We start from the raw sequence: 16,822 nt of genomic DNA, 5'->3' as shown, positions 1-16,822 counted from the left end.
GACGATGGCCCAAGCTCATTTTGCGGATCAAAGCCAACACATTGATGGCATCGCGCGGCGCGAAGGGAGATCGCCGAGCGGCGCGAGGAAGCTCCCGCAGCAGAAGCCGCGCAGCCCTCGCCAGGTGGCGGAATATGGAAAGCACAAGGGGGTGGTCCGGGGGGAGTGCAGAGGGGGCCTCGGAGGGGCGCAGCCCCTAACAGGCCCCTTCTGCCGCCCGCCGCGCAGGCGGCCAAATAAGTATAATTACAGCAGCTTAGAGTAAATAAATTCTAAGCCACTTCGCGTTTAGCATTATCATTCTGGCGAAACTACAATCTACGGTAAGCATGCACCCATCACGCCGCGCCATGCTAGCACCGTGCCGCAACCTCATGCAGCCTTCAAGCAAACAAACCACCGTCGACTCTACTCCAAAACTACATATACCTCACATATACTTCACATCTGCCCGGCAGGTCAGGAACGGCCCGTCAAGCATACTCATTGCGTCCAGCAACAAGGCGCGGAAGCTGCCCGTGCCGCCGCCAGCATTGGCCATATTTTCAGCAGCAATCTCGCCAGCAACACCCATACTGCTTACTGCGCACAAACAGGCCTGAGGAGCCTCTGCGGGCAGCACACCAAGGCAGCAACCGATGATTGCGGCAGACATGCAGCCGGAACCAGTGATGCGCGCCATGAGCGGATGTCCGTTGCGCACTGTCCATACGCCGTCAGCATGCGCCACAATATCAATGGCTCCGCTGACCACGACAACGGCTCCCGTGCTTTCACTGAGCCGCCGGGCCATACTGGCCGCCTCTTTCAGATTGCCCTCGGTCACAAGAGAAGCACCTTCAGCATCTACGCCTCTGGCTTTGGCGTCTTCGCCAGTCAGAAAGCCTATCTCCGAAATATTGCCCTTGATGGCCGTAAACCGCACCTCTTGCAGCAGGCGTTGCAAGGTGTCGTTGCGCAAGGCCGAAGCCCCCGCGCCCACAGGGTCAAGCACCACTGGCCGCCCCAGGCTGTTGGCGCGTCTGCCAGCGGCAAGCATAGCTTCAACTGTGCGGCTGTTGAGCGTGCCTATGTTGATGACCAGGGCTTGGGACAGGGCCACAATATCTTCCACTTCCGCCACATCGTCGGCCATTATGGGCGACCCGCCAGCGGCCAGAATTATATTGGCGCAGTCGTTGACCGTGACGTAGTTCGTAATGCAGTGCACCACGGGACCACAGCGCCGTACGGTATCCAAAATATCTGCAAAAACTTTCATGCTCTTCTCCTTCCGGCCATAGCCGGAAGTTCGCCAGTGGCGGCTCCTGCATGGACGAAAAACATTACAAACTGCATACCGCACGGCCTGCCTGAGGCAGACGGGGCACACACGCCCAACGGGCAATATATAGACCTGTCCAGAACTGAAACGGCCCCTGCCGGGGCCGATATGTGTTAAGGCTTTATGTAAGCAAAGCCTTCGCGTTGCAGACGCACAATCTCCACAAGACCAGCAGGCACTACGTCGCAGCCCGGCCAGATGTCGTCGCGCGTCATATTACTGTTGGCCAGGGCATTGGCGCAAATTGCAATGCGCAACCCTTGTTCCTGAAGGGGGGCGGCAATTGCCCGAAACTCTTCATTGCTTTTGTGGAACTGGACGGCGGAAGGGCCGTTGGCCACAACAACAAGCTGAAAACGTTCGCCGGGCAGTGCCTTGATGTAGTTGGCCGCATTCATCAGAACCAATTTTAAAATGGCTGGTTCCTTGCTGTCTATGTGCAGGCAGAGATCGTAGTTCATGTCCATTCTCCTAAAGGTGCAGCCGAAAAGTGCTTAACGGCGGCGCGCTCAGGCAACGCCGTGCACGGCTCAGTAGTAGCAGGGCCGTGTGATTTTGCCAAGCGGCAGGCGGCCCAGGCAGCCGTAGGCAGCCAGCATTGCTGATAAAACAGATTATTATATGCGAATGTTTCTTGCTAAGAATCTCCAAGCGGCGTATTGTGCCGTATGCGCAGTGTATTCAGCACAAAATTCTCGCGGTCTGCCCGAACCCGCCATGCCGGAAACCCTTTCGGCGGGCACGCAGGCCCGTGGTTTGCACCGCTTCGCTGTCTTGTCGCGCTGCTGTTGCTGCTGCAACTTTCCGGCTGTGGTCTGCTGTCTGCAAAAGTTGAAGATCCCCACGAACAGCAGGAGCAGGAGTCCCTTGAAGCCGCATGGCGCGGCGATCCGGTACCCTATACCCTGCGCATCAAGGTCAAGGACGGCCCGTCTTCTCTTGAAGGCAGAATGAAGTCTGTAAGCCAGCTGGAGCAACTCGCCAACGAACCGCCCGACAGCATGCTTGCTCTGGAACGCCGTGCCCGCGCCGACGTGGAAACAGCCGTCAGACTTTTGCACTCCCAATGCTATTATGAGGGAACTGCGGGTTTCAGCCTTGATGAAGAAGCCAAGCCCGTTCGCGTTACCCTCACCCTTACGGCCGGGCCGCGTTATACGCTGGGCCGCGCTGATGTGAATTATGAACCACCGCCCGACGTTCCCGGCTATTTCAAAACGCGCGAGCGTGAAGTGGGCTTTTGGGGGCTGGAAACCAAAACCATGCCGCCGCCTTCCTTTCCCGCAAGCGTGCCGGGAGTCACAGTGGGGCAACCCGTTGTGGCCGATACGCTGCTGAACGCGGTTGCAGCGCTGCCCGAAAAACTGCGCACCCAGGGCTACCCTCTGGCCGAAGTCGCCCAGTCCCGCTATACCCTTGACCCCGAAAAGCGCCAGGTCAATGCCGATATTATTGTAAAAACCGGGCCTCCTGCCCTTATGGGCAGCGTGGACGTAAAGGGCAATCAGGGCGTCAATTCTTCGTACTTGCAAAGGCTCGCCCCCTGGGTTCCCGGTGAGGAACCCTGGGACGATGAGCTTATGGATGATTACGCCAACCACCTGCGAGGGCTGGGGCTTTTTCGTTCTGTAGAAATACGCCCGCAGGAAGAGGCGCTGGCCCAAAAGAACGCCACTGCCATAAACGGCGCCCCCACCAAGAGCAAGGACGGCGTGCCCGTGCTGCCGCTGGAAGTCACGGTGGCAGAGCTGCCCTTCCGGTCCGTGGGCGGCAGCGCCCGCTATGACACGGACACAGGCCTTGGCGTGGAAGGCTTTTGGGAGCACCGCAATCTTTTTGACAATGGCGAAAAGCTCGTTGTCAGCGCGCCCATTGCCACACAAGTGCAGGGTATCAAGGCTGCCTTTGAAAAACCGGCCTTCCTTGTGCGTGAGCAGCGCCTTTTGGCGTCGGCCTCAGCCCTGCGCGAAAATACAGAAGCTTACAAAAGCACGGCAGGCAGTGCCTCCGCCGCGCTTGAACGGCGCGTTTCGCGATTGTGGTGGGCCAGCATCGGAGCCGGAGGCCAAAGCGGCTCCATCAAGGAAAACGACAAGTCCGAACAGTTTTACGGCTACGCGGGCCCCAAGGCCAGCGTGCGGCGCGACAGCCGAAACAACATACTCAATCCTACAAGCGGTTCGGAAATTGTCCTCAAGGCCAACCCCTACTCCGGGTTTTATGGCGAAAGCTTCACGGTCATGGCCGGGTCGCTGGAAGCCAGCGGCTATTACGCGCCTTTTCGCAAAGACGGGCGGCCTGACGACAAACTCGTTCTGGCGGGCAGGGTTGAAGCCGGGGCCATGTCGGGCGCGGCTTTGCGCAATATTCCCGGCAGCCTGCGCTACTACGCGGGCGGCGCTGGCTCTGTGCGCGGCTATCCCTACCAATCCGTCGGGCCGGAAGACAAAAATGGCGATCCCCTTGGCGGGCGATCTTTTCAGGAAATCAGCCTTGAAGCGCGCTATAAAATTACTGACGATATAGGTCTGGTGCCCTTCCTTGACGGCGGTATGGTCTACAGGGACGAAGTGCCCCGCATCATCGGCGATATGAACTGGGGTACGGGCATAGGCCTGCGCTACTATACCCCCATTGGCCCGCTGCGGCTGGACATCGGTACCCCCTTGCAACCGCGCGACGGCGATCCCCCTGTACAAATCTATGTGAGCATAGGGCAGTCTTTCTGATGACAAGCGCTTCAACAAAGCCTGGACAAACTGATCTCACTGCGGGCGGCTTTAAGGCCGAGGCCGCAGGTTCAGCTTCGGCCACGCCTGAAGCTTCAGCTTCCGGCGTATCCGGCACTGGTGCGGCGTCTGCATCCAATGGGGGCGGCAAGTGGCCGGGCAAAGGCCAAAAAACACGGGGACGCGCCGCCCGCATCTGGTCTGTGCTGTGGCGGGGTCTGGCCTTGCTGCTGCTTGTGTTGCTGCTTTTTCTGGCTGGCGTGCTGCTGGCCCTGCGCAGTGAAAGCGTACAGGCATGGCTCAAGGATGAAATCAACGCAACTCTGGCAGCCTCGGCGGCAGAAAGCGGGCTGCACATACGCCTGACCAAACTTTCCGGTTCATTGCCGTTCACGGCTGAGGTGGGGCTTGAATTGTCCGACCCTCAAGGCCTGTGGCTCGAAGCGCCGCAGAATACCTTTATATGGGATTGGGCCGCCCTGCCGGGGCGTTTGCGCATTGCCGAGCTGACCAGCCGTGAACCACGCCTGCTGCGCCTGCCGGATCTCCCCCCATCGCCTCCTGCGCCGCCCTCTCCACCAATGACGGAAGCCTCTTTACGAACAGTTCTGGGGCAGGCCGTGCGGACCCTCAATGGTCTGCCCGGCTGGCTGCCTGATGTGCAGCTTGACCGTCTGGCTGTTGTGGACGCGCAGCTTCCCGAATCCCTGCTTGGCGGCGTTGCACCAACTGGCGCTGCAAAGAACGCAGATGAAAAAAAATCCGCTGACGGCGAAGAGGCGAAGAAAGACGGCACCCCTGACGCCGAAAGCACCGCCCTCAAGGCAGAGGCTTCGAGTGCGCCCGTAGAGGCAGCCGATGCCACGGATACGGCGAACAGCAGTTCTTCAGCTGCTTCTTCCCTGCCAGCGGACAGCTATTTTCTGGCAAACTTTGACGCCAGCCTCAAAGCCGGAAGCACGGGCGGCGGCCTCAAGGCTGTACTGGCGGCTTCTGCCCTGGGTAACGCTCCCCTGCCGCTGCCCGGCGCACAAAGCGGCGGAATTGAAGCGCGTCTTGAAGTAAAAATTGTCCCCCGGCGCAACGAAACAGATACGTCTTCTCGCGTAGTGCTGGCCGCGTCCAGCACGCTCGAAGTCAACGTTCTGCCAGCAGGTTCTGCCCAAAAAACGGCCAGCCAAGCCTTACCCGGTGATGCGCCACAATCCGACAGTAGAGCCAAGGTTGAAGAATCTGCCAACCTCGTGGAGCCAGCGCAAACAGGAGTATCCGCTGCTCCCGTCCCTACCGGGGGGCGCGCTCCAGACAAGGTTGCGGCGACAAGCACGTCCGCTGGCCCGCTGGCAACGCTCATCGGTGAAGGCGCACGGCTTTCTCTGGTCTTTGAATGCCAAATAGACGCTTTGGAAAATCCCCCTTTGGCAGATGGCCCAGAAGCACAGGCCAGCGCCGCCCGCATGGGCCTATCCGGATTTGCCCTCGAGGCAGGGCCGCTGTCCCTGAAAGGACACGCGATCTGGCAAGACCACCCTGTTCCGCCCGCCACAGACTCCGCGCACCCCGCGCCTGCATTGCCGACGACGCTTCGGCCTGTAGCCGGGCAGAAATCCTGGCTTTCCGGGCCGGTGTTTGTGAACGCGCAGATCAACCTTGCTGCCAGCAAAAATATGCCTCCGCCAAGCGGACAAAGCGCAGCTTCAGAAGAAAGCGCCAATCCGCTGGACATGCTGGCCGCTCCAGCCTCGGTGCTCCTTACCGCTACCGGGCCGCTGGAGGCTCCAGACATCAACTTGAGGGCAGAATGCGCCGACCTGCGCATGGGCGCGCACAAACTTGAACAGCTTATGCTGAACCTTGGCGCAACACCGCTGAACTGGGGTGAAGTGCTGCTTGTGGTTGAAGACCACGAAAATAACTCTGCGCCAGCCAGCAGCACACCTTCTGTAGCTGCAAGCGCCACCGGGGCGGAATCATCCAGTGCCACACTGGTTGAAGACGCTGCGCCTCAAAAAGATGCCCCGGCAAAAAAACCGCAACTTACAGCCCAGCTGGACGTGAGCGGCAAGTGGGACAATGAGCCCCTGAGCCTTGAAAGCCAGATTTTCGCGGGCCGCGGCGAAGACAATATTTTACAGGCAGGCCTGCGCAAACTGCGTCTTAGCGCACTTGGGCTTGAGGCTGCGGGGCAACTGGCGGCAAGCCTGCCCCCAGGGTCCATGCCCGCGTGCGATGGCAAACTTGATATGCGTGTGGCCAACTGGGCGGCTCTTTCTACCTTGGTACCGGGCGCGCGCCTTGACGGTGAAGCTGCCCTGAGCCTTGAGCTGAAAGCCGACCGCGTGCCCGTGACGGTAAAAGAAACCAGTGCCGCCGCGCAAAATGACCAGAACGGACAAAATACGTCCGCTTCGGGCACACAGGCGGAGAATGAAAACGCGTCTGCCACGCCTGCGCCCTCCGATACTGAAGCTCCCGCTTCTGCCGATGCGGCAGCGGCAAAGCCCGCGCAACGCTACAGCCAGAAAGCCGAACTGCGTTGGAGCGTGCCGCGCCTGAGCTACAGCACGGGTTCCGGTGCTCCCCTTACGTTGCAAGGACTTGTTGGAGAAGTGACGCTCAAGGATATTTTTGGCGCTGGCAATCTGGCCGCACGGCTTGACCTTGCCAGCGTGCGCCAGGGCGACCTGAACCTTGGGGCCAGGGTGCGTGCAAGCGGCGCTCTTAACGGCCCGCTTGACGCCAGTGTGGAAACAAGCGGCTCTGTGGCAGCGCATGTCAACGCCCGCTGGCAGCCGGGCCTGGTGCAGGTGCAAAGGCTTGAGGCCCATTTGAGTGGCCGCGACCTTGGATTCAAGGCAATACCGGGAGCAACCCTGCGCTACGCAGATTCCGGCCTTGATCTGGCCGGGCTGGACATTCGCATGGTTCCCGGCGGCAGGCTGCGTGCGCAGGCGGCCCTTGGGCAAGACAAGCTTGACGTTCGCCTGGATCTTGAAGGGCTCGCCCTTACCCCGTGGAAAAAATTTGTGCCTGCGCTGCCGGAAGGCACGGTGGAGGCACGCGCCCGCCTTACAGGCACTCCTGCACGGCCCGGTGGCGATTTTCGCCTTGGCGTGCGCCAGTTGCGCATACCCGGTAGCCCCCTGAAGCCCCTGAACCTGGGGCTGGCGGGCCGCATTGAAGCCAGCGGCGGTTCCAGTGGCAGCCTTGTGGCCCGGCTTGAGATGGACAAGGAAAGCATTCAGGCGCTGGGCGGCAGCGAAGCACGGCTTGAAGTACGGCTGCCCCTGCTTTTCGGTAAAGACGGCCTGCCAGAGCCCAATATGCAGGGCCCCCTGCGCGGGCAGGTACGCTGGAAGGGAGCCGCAGGGCCTCTCTGGACTTTGCTGCCTGTGGCCGACCAGCGCTTTGCGGGTAATGTGGACGTGGCCGTGGATTTGGGTGGAACCCTGACAGCCCCGTCTGCCAAGGGTTCTGTGGTGGTAGACAAGGGCAAGTATGAAAATTTGCTACAAGGCGTGCTGCTGACCAATATCAACCTGCGCCTCAATCTTGAAGAAGGCCGTAAAGGCAGTTCAGGCAAAAAGCAGGGCGGCCTGCCCGGCATTGCCCGGCTGGAACTGGACGCCTCCGGTGGTCTTGGCGGCAAACTGCGGGTAGCGGGATTCGCCAATCTTGACGGCAGCAAGCTGGACATCAAAACCACCATAGACCATCTGCGCCCCCTGAGCCGCCGCGACATTCGCATCGAACTTTCAGGAGAAGCAGGAGTGACCGGCAGCGCCGCTGCCCCGCACGTCAACGGAAAAATCGTCGTCAATCAGGGGCTTATACAGCTCAACAAGCTGGCTGTGGGTGGCAGCGTCACTACCCTGCCCATCAGTGAGGCCCCTGCCGTTTCTCAGGCCTCTCAGGTTGCCGCGCCTGAAAAACCCGTTGCACAGGGCAGCCTGAACCTGAATATTGTGATTCCGGGCCGCTTTATCGTTGAAGGCCACGGGCTTTCCAGCGAATGGAAGGCCGATATTCTGATCTCCGGCACGCCGGAAGATCCGCAGGTCACGGGGCAGGTCACGGCAGTCAAAGGCAGCTTTGACTTTTTGACCAAGATATTCAAGCTGTCACGCGGCACCATTACCTTTGCCGGGGGCGCGCTGAGCAATCCCCTGCTGGACATCAAACTTGCCAACGAGACTCCCAATCTTACCTCTTATGTGACCATATCGGGCACAGTGCGCAAAATGAAGCTGTCCCTGAGCAGCGAACCGGAACTGCCCAGAGACGAAATTCTGGCCCAGATTCTTTTTGGCAAAAGCACCAATGAACTGGGGCGGCTGGAAAACCTGCGGCTTGCCGGAGCAGTGGCCCAATTGGCAGGCTTCGGGTCAAGTGAGGGCGGCATTTTTGATATGACCCGCAAGGCCTTGGGCGTTGACGTGCTTCGCCTGAATTCTCCCACAGGACAAAGCTCCGGGGATCAGTCCGGCGATGAAGGCATGGGGGCGGGCACCTCGGTGGAAATGGGCAAGTACATTACAGACATTATCTACGTCGGTGTGCAGCAAGGCATGAAACAAGGCAGCACAGCCTTTATCATTCAGCTTGAAGTCACGCCTCGCACCAGCCTTGAGTTGCGCTCGGAGCAACAGAGCACCTGGGGCGGCATACGCTGGAAATACAACTACTAGAGCCTTCAATACTCCATCACCACGCGTATTTGCGCCTGATGCATCACCACGCTGAACTGCATTTTTGACAGCGGCCCTTGGCCCGCGACCTGGTTGGAGCATTGTATTGTTGAAATTTACACGCTTCAACGCGGTACGGGAATGCAGCGCGCCGCAACACGGTATGGATTCTGCCGAAAATCACATTTTTCGGCAGAATGACAACTTTGAAATGTAATGCATTTCAAAGTTAATCTGCTCTAAGAGCAAGGTACCAATTTTACCCTATTTTCAAACAGACGAACATGAAACCAAACGACCATACATCAATACCCGCAGGCGCAACCCTGCACTTACGCCGTGCCCTGGCAACAGACCACGCCGCTCTTGCCGATCTTTGGAAGCGCAGCGTGCTGGCAACGCACCATTTTCTCACGCCCTTGGCGGTGGATGAGCTTTATACCGCCCTGCTGCAAGAATATTTGCCGGGAGTGGAAGAATTGTGGCTGGCAGAATACGGGCAGTCCACCGCAGAAATGGCAGACGCCCCCACGCCGGGAACGGACAGTGTGAAAACCGGAAAAGACGCAAAACCGTCGGCTGATTTTCCCCGGCCAGTGGGCTTTATGGGTTTCAACTGGCCGCAGATAGAAATGCTTTTTGTAGAACCGGAATTTTTTGGCCACGGCATCGGCAAGACGCTTCTTGCCCTTACGCAAAAGCGGGCCATTGCAGAAGTTGCAACACTGACACTTGATGTTAATGAGCAAAACCCCGCCGCCTTGGCCTTTTACGCACGCATGGGCTTTGCGGTGACAGGCCGTTCCCCTGTGGACGGGCAGGGCCGCCCGTACCCCCTCTTGCATATGGCATGGCGGCAGCCATAGAGCTTTTCAGCGCGAAAGATTCATCCTGTTACAGTTTAAGGCGGCAGAACCATAGAGCAGATTACCTTTGAACTGTATTATATTTCAAAGGGGCCATTCTGCCGCAAAATCAATTCTTGGCTGAATCTACGCCGCGTTGCTGCACGCTGTACTCTTATACGGCGGTGGAGCATGTAAACTTTTTGAAAGGTAGTTTGCTCTAGGGGTTGTTTCTAAATAAATGGTTTTGCGCCAAGGGCAAGGAAAAAGGCTTTTTTACGAGATAAGTGTACTTTTGCGGTACATGACGTGAGTAAAAAAGCCTTTTGACGCAGCCAATTGGACAAAAGAATTATTTAGGAACAGCCCCTAGATCGGCAGGCGCATAACGCACAACACGTCATTGGCGTAGCGCCCGTCGCGCTTGTACTCCCGATAGCCGCGCGAGCAGGCGCAGCCCACGGCATACAGCACACCATCAACGGATTCCAGATGTGAGGCGCACTCACCCTGCCCCAACGCCAGCCATTCGGCGGGCAGCCGGCAGTTTTCGCCCGGCGTCATGTCGGGCGTGCTGGAAGCCACAACAACGCCCCCCGCCTCTACAAAGAATCCCGCTGCCCCTTTCAGTACCGCGCCAGCGCAATCTCTGGGCAGCGTGTCGTCCAGCATGCCCTCGAACTGAGGCAAGGAATCAAAGACAATACCAATGCCGCCAACCGCCGCGCCGCCTTCGGGCGGAAGCACTGGCGCGCTGTATATGTAAGAAGGACGGGCCTCGCCGTCCGGCCGATAAAGCTCTGTAACGCGGAAAGGCGAAACGGCGAAATCGTTGGAATCCGTCAACGCCAGTGTGCGGCGCACATAATCTTCACTTATCTGCTCCCCATAGCGGCCCCGCTCCGAAGGCCGGGAACAGGCCACAATAACGCCGTGCGCATTGTACAGAAAAAGATTGGAATACACCGTGTAGTAACTGTTGATGTATTCCAGCACGCCCTCAAGCCGGGCCAGATCCCCCCTGCTGACAGACGGCTGCGCCAGAATCTTGCGAAAATCGGGCGTCAGTGCCCACCAACGGCAGTCATTGGCGCGCTCGTAGAGGTTGCGGTCCATAATTTCAACGGTAATGGAGGCAAGAAACGAGGCATCGTTAAGGCGCGAGGCAGTCACAGTATTCAGCAGGCCATTGGTGAACCGGTGAAATTCACGCTCCATTTGCACACACATTTTCCGCACTGCGTCCAGAATGGGGGGCAGGGCCTGGGCGGCGTGCCGCTCGTCCTCTCTGGCATTACCGCTCTGACGGGCGGCCATGATCTGCCCGTTGAGCGCCGCCAGGGTCAGATCGCCCATAACGTCGCTGGCCTGTTCTTCAATGCTGGTCAGCTGCGCGGAAAAATCCGCCTCGCGGCGCACCAGTTCGGCATCCAGCCCATCTGTGGGCCTGTCCGCAAAGGCGCTTTGCGCGCTGCAGAGCACCTGCGCACGCCACGGCTGCCCTGTATATCCCTGGTAGCCCTCTGACGGGCGCGAAACAGCCAAAGAGGTTTTGCCGCCAAATCCGGTTATGGAAAAACTTGTGGCGCTGTCGCAGTGGTACACGCGCCCCACGGGCGCCGCTATGGCGTTGCTGCTGGCAAAGGCTTCTCCGCGCTCGTCCAGCAGCAGCACAGCCATGTCATTGGCAAAACGGGCCATACCAGAAAAAAGATCGGCGGCTTCTCCCTCCATATCAAAAACAAGACACAGCACCCCCAACGGAGCCGCTGTGCCTTCAGCGCGGATCGCGTGCGAGTAGACAAGCGCCGCATTTCCGTCTGGCGAAAGGTCTGTGGGCCGGAACGTCTCCACAAAATCCTGCGAAGCCAGCGTTTGCCCTATAAGCGGATCGTGCGAGGCGCTTACAGGTCTGGCGGCGTCCAGCTGCACCCGCACACGCCCCTGCGGATCAAGCACAAGAATATCGCGGTATACGCTGTACTTGGCGCGGTAAGCTTGCAGCCGGGCGCGCATGCCGGGCATATCGCCAGCCCCTTCCTGAAGGAAGCGTATAATCTCCCCGTCTGTAGCCAGAAAGCTGACATCCGCTGTGCGCTCGTAAAGATTGCGCTTGATGATGTCCATAACCACCTGGGCCACTGGCGACATCTCGCGCACTGCTTTTTCGAGCAGTTTTTCCGCCAGCATGCCAGTGAGGTCGTGACGCAGAAGCCCAAAGGTGTCGCGCGTTTTAAAAATGAAGTCGAACAGTGTGGAGGCAATGGCATTGCAGTTGATTTTTCCCGTAAGGGCTATCCAGGTCCACTGCCGCTCAAGCTGCGCAAACACCGTGCGGCAGCGCCCTATTTCAGGCATGAAAGGAATCAGCTTTTCAACGGCGGATTTTGTATGGGAATCCAGATCACACAGCATGCGGTACCTCGCTCACACCCGGAGCACAATAGCAGAGTTACGTTGCGAGAGCGTATCTACAACAAAAAGCGGCAACCCGCGGGAGGCGTTTATAGCCACCGCACGGATTGCCGCACCAATACCGTTATTGCTGTTCTTCGCCCGCGGGGGGGGGCGGGTTGCTTAAAACCAGATCAAATGCACAGTGAAAATATTTATCAGCTCGAGGCAAAAATCAACCACAAAATTGATAGTACATCTGCCTCAAATCAAGACAAACACTTGCCGTGCTAGCTACCCTTGCGCTTGCCTGCAGTCTGATACCGCTTTTGAGCAGAAAGTTCAGACTTGCGCAGACGGATAGAAAGAGGGGTCACTTCCACCACTTCGTCTTCACGAACAAAGTGCAGGGCATGCTCCAGGGTCATTTTTCTCACAGGCGTCAGGGTGACGTTTTCGTCCTTGCCGGAAGCGCGAAGGTTGGTGAGCTTCTTTTCCTTGGTGGGATTGACGTCAATGTCGTTGTCACGATTGTGTTCACCCACGATCATGCCTTCGTACACAGGGTCGCCCGGTTCCACAAAAAGCACGCCACGGGGCTCAAGGTTATACAGGGCGTAAGCCACGCCGCTGCCTGCCCTGTCAGCCACAATGGAGCCGGAATAACGCGTGGGGAAATCGCCGCGCCATTCTTCGTAGCCGTCAAGGTAGGAGTTCATGATGCCTGTGCCCTTGGTATCTGTAAGAAACTCGTCGCGGTAGCCAATAAGGCCACGCGCGGGCACGCTGAATTCCAGGCGTACACGGCCCGTGCCGTTGTTGATGCAGTTGACCATGCGGCCTTTGCGCTGGGCCAGCTTTTCAGTAACCACGCCCATAAAGTTTTCATCGCAGTCCACATAGAGACGTTCGATGGGCTCAAGGGTTTTGCCGTTTTCATCCTTTTGCAAGATGACTTCGGGGCGGCCCACAGAAAGCTCGAAGCCTTCGCGGCGCATGGTTTCAATAAGAATGGCCATCTGAAATTCGCCACGGCCCTTGACCAGAAAAGCGTCGCGGTCTGCGGTGTCTTCAACACGCACGGCCACGTTACGCAGGGTTTCCTTGACCAGACGGTCGTGGATGGCGCGGCTCTGAACCAGCTTGCCTTCACGGCCCGACAGGGGCGAGGTGTTGATGCCAAAGCGCATGGCCACAGTGGGTTCGTCCACGTGGATGCGCGGCAGGGCACGCGGATTGTCGCGGGTACAGATGGTGTCGCCAATGGTGACGTCTTCAATACCCGCCAGCACGACGATATCGCCGGGCTGGGCTGTTTCCACTTCGGCCAGTTGCAGACCGTCGTACACCTGAAGCTTGGTGGCGCGCAGGGGACGGGGCTGGCCGTCTTCGCCAATGCAGGCAAGAGAGTCTTTGCTCTGCACCTGGCCGTGCATGATGCGGCCCACGGCCAGACGGCCAAGGTAGTCGGAGTAGTCAAGGTCGGCCACAAGCATCTGGAAAGGCTGCTCGGGGTCATGCTGCGGGCCATTGATGTGCTTCAGGATGGCTTCAAACAGCGGCGACAGGTCTTTCTGCTCGTCGTCGATATTGTTCATGGCCACGCCCTGGCGGCCAATGGCGTAAAGAACCGGAAATTCCAGCTGCGCTTCGCTGGCGTCGAGGTCGATGAACAGGTCATAGACTTCGTTAAGCACTTCCTGAGGGCGGGCGTCCTTGCGGTCGATCTTGTTGATGACCACAACCACGGGCAGCCCGGCTTCAAGGGTTTTGCGCAGCACAAAGCGGGTCTGGGGCAATGGCCCTTCAGAAGCGTCCACCAGCAGAATGGCGCCAGTGGTCATAGAGAGCGAGCGCTCCACTTCACCGCCAAAGTCGGCATGGCCGGGCGTGTCAATAATGTTGATCTTGACGCCGTTCCACGAGACCGCGCAGTTCTTGGCGGCGATGGTGATGCCGCGTTCGCGTTCCAGGTCCATATTATCCATGACGCGGTCATCAAGTTGCTGACCAGCGCGAAGAACGCCGCCCTGTTTGAAGAGAGCGTCCACAAGAGTGGTCTTGCCGTGGTCAACGTGTGCTATAATGGCGACATTGCGAAGTGAGTCATTGTGCTGCATGGGGCGATTGCCTTTTGGTAGAAAAAAATAGTGTCCGGGCAGCGCTTGTACGCATTTTTCAAAGTTTTGTCACCATTGCCCGTATGAGCCGACCCAGATTTTTGCCCGCCTGAGCAGCAACAAGAATGATTTCTTCCAAGGGAGCCGGGGTCATACAGTCTGGTAAATTTTTATTTGACAAACAGGAAAGACCAAGCACACGCATGCCCAAATGACGTGCGGCAATAACTTCAAGCACCGTGCTCATGCCCACGGCGTCTGCACCCCACTGCCGGTACATGCGCGTCTCTGCCGGGGTTTCCATTTCCGGCCCGCGCACACCAATATACACGCCGCGCTCAAGCCGCAGGCCCATTTTAGCGGCGGTTTCCATCGCCAAAGACCGCAGATCCGCATCAAAGGGCATGCTCATGTCGGGAAAACGCTGTCCCCACGGGTCGCAGTTACAGCCAATCAAGGGCGAATGCCCCGTGTGGTTGATAAAGTCTGTCATGCACATGACGGACCCGGCGTCAAAGGTGGGGTTGAGAGCTCCGGCCGCGTTGGTGATGATAAGCGTTTTTACACCCATCGCCGCCATAACGCGCACACCCATGCACACCTCAGCCGGGGTGCGCCCCTCGTACAGATGACATCGCCCCTGCTGGATAAGCACGGGCCGCCCTTGTGCATCGTCTTCACCACATGAGGTGGGAAAACGCCCACAAACAAATGCGCCCACATGCGAATCCACACTGGACTCGGGGAAACCGGGCAGATCTGAGTAAGGTATGGCCACCCGCTCCGCAAGCCTGTCAGCCAGCCCCGAAAGGCCGGTGCCCAATATAAGACCAATGGGCGAGGCGTTATTTTCTACCGCGCCAGTGGCACTACAGGATATTTTGCGCATTCCCGCAGGTTGCGAAAATGTGCAGGCAGATGCCGCCAGAGCCTTGCGCAGGGCCGCTGCCACGGACTGGACTTCCTGCGGATTTTGCATATTATCCCTCCTGTTTTGGTCGTGCAAACGGCCGCAATGCAATAGCCACGGCGGGTGCGCGATTTTTTTCACCTGCACTGCAACAGTGCGTGTGGATTTTCACACGAAAAGTGCGTACACTTATTTGATACACACTCTGTATATCCCGCCCGGCCCTGTCCTACAAGGACAAACCAGCGGTTTGACCTGAACCCGGCTGTTCGCGGCCCCCGCAACAGCACCGGAACGAACAGACAACAACTATTTGCGCCTTTGAAGCGCCGCATATGGAGACAGGCTTGGACAAAGCTCAGGAAATCATTCCACTGCAAAAGCATAAAATTCTGGTAGCCAACCGCGGCGAAATCGCCATGCGCATCATGAAGGCATGCCGCAAGCTTGGCGTGGCCTTTACTGCCATATTCACGGCTGAAGACGCCGCTTCGGGCCATGTGCGCCTGGCGCGGGAAGAAGGAGGCGAAAAAAGCCTCTTTCGCGTTTCTTCGTACCACGATGCCAACGAACTCATGTCCGTGGCTGATGAGGCGGGCTGCACAGCCGTACATCCCGGCTACGGCTTCTTTGCTGAAGACTACCGCTTCGCCCGCCGCGTGGCCAAACGCGACCGCAAACTCATCTTCATAGGCCCCTCGTGGAAAATCATTCGCGAGCTTGGTGACAAAATCAACACCAAACGTCTCGCGCGCAGCCTTGGCGTGCCCACTGTGCCGGGTTCCGACCGTCCCATCTATGACGAGATGGAAGCCGAGCGCATTGCCAAAAGCATTTTTGAGTTCCAGGCGCAGCAAGGCATCAGCAGACCCCTTGTGCTGGTCAAGGCTTCGGCTGGCGGCGGCGGCATGGGCATTGAAGAAGTGTACGATCCTGACCAGTTCCGTTCTGTTTACCGCCGCATTCGCAGCTACGCGCTGCGGCAGTTCAAGGACGAAGGCGTGCTTATCGAGCAGCGCATTACCGACTTCAACCACCTTGAAGTTCAGGTAGTTTCCGACCGCACAGGAACGAATCCCGTGCACTTCGGCACCCGTAACTGCTCCATCCAGTCCACTGGCTTGCAGAAACGTATTGAAGTCGCCCCCGGCTTTGTGCCCGACGAACTGGAATACACCTTTGACGCGGGCAAGGTTCTCAAGGATATCGTTCACTATTCCCTGACGATGGCCCGCAAGGTCGGCTACGACAACGTGGGCACCTGGGAATGGATTGTGACCCGCAAGGGCGAACCCTTCCTGATGGAAGTCAACACCCGCATCCAGGTTGAAAACGGAGTTTCTGCCCGCATTTCCAAGGTCAAAGGCCAGGGAGATGTGGACATTATTGCTGAACAGATACGGATCGGCCTGGGCGAGAATCTTGGCTACAATCAAAAAGACATAACCTTTCACGGTGTTGGCATAGAGTACCGCCTTATCGCTGAAGATCCCGACACCAACTTCACCCCCTGGGTGGGCCGTATCGAAAGCTTCCAATGGAAGGCCCAGCCCTGGCTGACCATGCTCACGCATGTTCCCACTGACGAACCGTATGAAATTCCCACGGAATTTGACCCGAATCTGGCGCTTGCCATTATTTGGGGCAAAGATCTGGAAGAAGCCAAGGCCCGCGGCCTTGAGTTTTTGAATGACCTGCGTCTTGAAGGGCACAATGGTGCGGGCGAAGGCTTAAAATCCAACGTTAATTTTTTGGCGGCCAATACCGGGCGGATTCTCCGCTTTTGACCGAAAGGAAATGAACATGGGTACA

The 16,822-nt window shown here is 58.1% G+C and carries 9 protein-coding genes; 4 read left to right on the top strand and 5 right to left on the bottom strand.

The genetic code is table 11. The features are described 5' to 3' along the window. Positions 1-430: 430 nt before the first annotated feature. Complete coding sequence (gene thiM, locus HNQ38_RS05635) at positions 431-1,261, bottom strand: hydroxyethylthiazole kinase (RefSeq protein WP_183718453.1); 831 nt, start codon at positions 1,259-1,261, stop codon at positions 431-433. A 176-nt stretch (positions 1,262-1,437) separates the two neighbouring features. Further along, the gene (locus HNQ38_RS05630) at positions 1,438-1,785 is read right to left on the bottom strand and encodes a DsrE family protein (protein WP_183718452.1); all 348 of its coding nucleotides are present in this window, start codon (positions 1,783-1,785) and stop codon (positions 1,438-1,440) included. Between the two features lie 207 nt (positions 1,786-1,992). On the opposite strand from HNQ38_RS05630, the gene HNQ38_RS05625 reads away from it, so the two are divergent. The 3 genes from HNQ38_RS05625 to HNQ38_RS05615 all read left to right on the top strand — a co-directional run bounded on the left by HNQ38_RS05625 (position 1,993) and on the right by HNQ38_RS05615 (position 9,607). Next, positions 1,993-4,053, top strand: a complete 2,061-nt coding sequence (locus tag HNQ38_RS05625) for an autotransporter assembly complex protein TamA (protein ID WP_183718451.1) — start codon at positions 1,993-1,995, stop codon at positions 4,051-4,053. Continuing rightward, positions 4,053-8,741, top strand: a complete 4,689-nt coding sequence (locus HNQ38_RS05620) for a translocation/assembly module TamB domain-containing protein (protein ID WP_183718450.1) — start codon at positions 4,053-4,055, stop codon at positions 8,739-8,741. The genes HNQ38_RS05625 and HNQ38_RS05620 overlap by 1 nt, the downstream gene beginning before the upstream one ends. A 284-nt stretch (positions 8,742-9,025) precedes the next feature. Further along, positions 9,026-9,607, top strand: coding sequence for a GNAT family N-acetyltransferase (locus HNQ38_RS05615; RefSeq protein WP_221277832.1), 582 nt, complete (start codon positions 9,026-9,028; stop codon positions 9,605-9,607). 348 nt (positions 9,608-9,955) lie between these two features. Here the strand turns inward: HNQ38_RS05615 and HNQ38_RS05610 are convergent, their stop codons facing one another. The 3 genes from HNQ38_RS05610 to HNQ38_RS05600 form a co-directional block, all read right to left on the bottom strand. Beyond that, the gene (locus tag HNQ38_RS05610; RefSeq protein ID WP_246388012.1) at positions 9,956-12,001 is read right to left on the bottom strand and encodes a cache domain-containing protein; all 2,046 of its coding nucleotides are present in this window, start codon (positions 11,999-12,001) and stop codon (positions 9,956-9,958) included. A gap of 269 nt (positions 12,002-12,270) precedes the next feature. Further along, the gene (gene typA / locus HNQ38_RS05605) at positions 12,271-14,100 is read right to left on the bottom strand and encodes a translational GTPase TypA (RefSeq protein ID WP_183718449.1); all 1,830 of its coding nucleotides are present in this window, start codon (positions 14,098-14,100) and stop codon (positions 12,271-12,273) included. A 58-nt stretch (positions 14,101-14,158) separates the two neighbouring features. Then, the gene (locus HNQ38_RS05600; protein WP_183718448.1) at positions 14,159-15,079 is read right to left on the bottom strand and encodes a purine-nucleoside phosphorylase; all 921 of its coding nucleotides are present in this window, start codon (positions 15,077-15,079) and stop codon (positions 14,159-14,161) included. A gap of 266 nt (positions 15,080-15,345) precedes the next feature. Between HNQ38_RS05600 and HNQ38_RS05595 the strand changes: the two genes are divergently transcribed. Continuing rightward, a complete protein-coding gene (locus HNQ38_RS05595) occupies positions 15,346-16,797 on the top strand; it encodes an ATP-binding protein (RefSeq protein ID WP_183718447.1) in 1,452 nt (483 codons plus the stop codon). Positions 16,798-16,822: the final 25 nt, after the last annotated feature.

This window comes from Desulfovibrio intestinalis (genome assembly GCF_014202345.1).
Classification (GTDB): domain Bacteria; phylum Desulfobacterota; class Desulfovibrionia; order Desulfovibrionales; family Desulfovibrionaceae; genus Desulfovibrio; species Desulfovibrio intestinalis.
The sequence above is the reverse complement of the archived record's forward strand: the minus strand, read 5'-3'. Positions and strand labels throughout refer to the sequence as shown.

What these genes read in the sequence shown, in the direction of transcription:
- HNQ38_RS05615 (WP_221277832.1), top strand. Translation starts at nt 9,026, where the DNA reads ATGAAACCAAACGACCATACATCAATACCCGCAGGCGCAACCCTGCAC.
- HNQ38_RS05625 (WP_183718451.1), top strand. Translation starts at nt 1,993, where the DNA reads ATGCGCAGTGTATTCAGCACAAAATTCTCGCGGTCTGCCCGAACCCGC.
- typA (WP_183718449.1), bottom strand. Translation starts at nt 14,100, where the DNA reads ATGCAGCACAATGACTCACTTCGCAATGTCGCCATTATAGCACACGTT.
- HNQ38_RS05600 (WP_183718448.1), bottom strand. Translation starts at nt 15,079, where the DNA reads ATGCAAAATCCGCAGGAAGTCCAGTCCGTGGCAGCGGCCCTGCGCAAG.
- thiM (WP_183718453.1), bottom strand. Translation starts at nt 1,261, where the DNA reads ATGAAAGTTTTTGCAGATATTTTGGATACCGTACGGCGCTGTGGTCCC.
- HNQ38_RS05610 (WP_246388012.1), bottom strand. Translation starts at nt 12,001, where the DNA reads ATGCTGTGTGATCTGGATTCCCATACAAAATCCGCCGTTGAAAAGCTG.
- HNQ38_RS05630 (WP_183718452.1), bottom strand. Translation starts at nt 1,785, where the DNA reads ATGAACTACGATCTCTGCCTGCACATAGACAGCAAGGAACCAGCCATT.
- HNQ38_RS05620 (WP_183718450.1), top strand. Translation starts at nt 4,053, where the DNA reads ATGACAAGCGCTTCAACAAAGCCTGGACAAACTGATCTCACTGCGGGC.
- HNQ38_RS05595 (WP_183718447.1), top strand. Translation starts at nt 15,346, where the DNA reads ATGGAGACAGGCTTGGACAAAGCTCAGGAAATCATTCCACTGCAAAAG.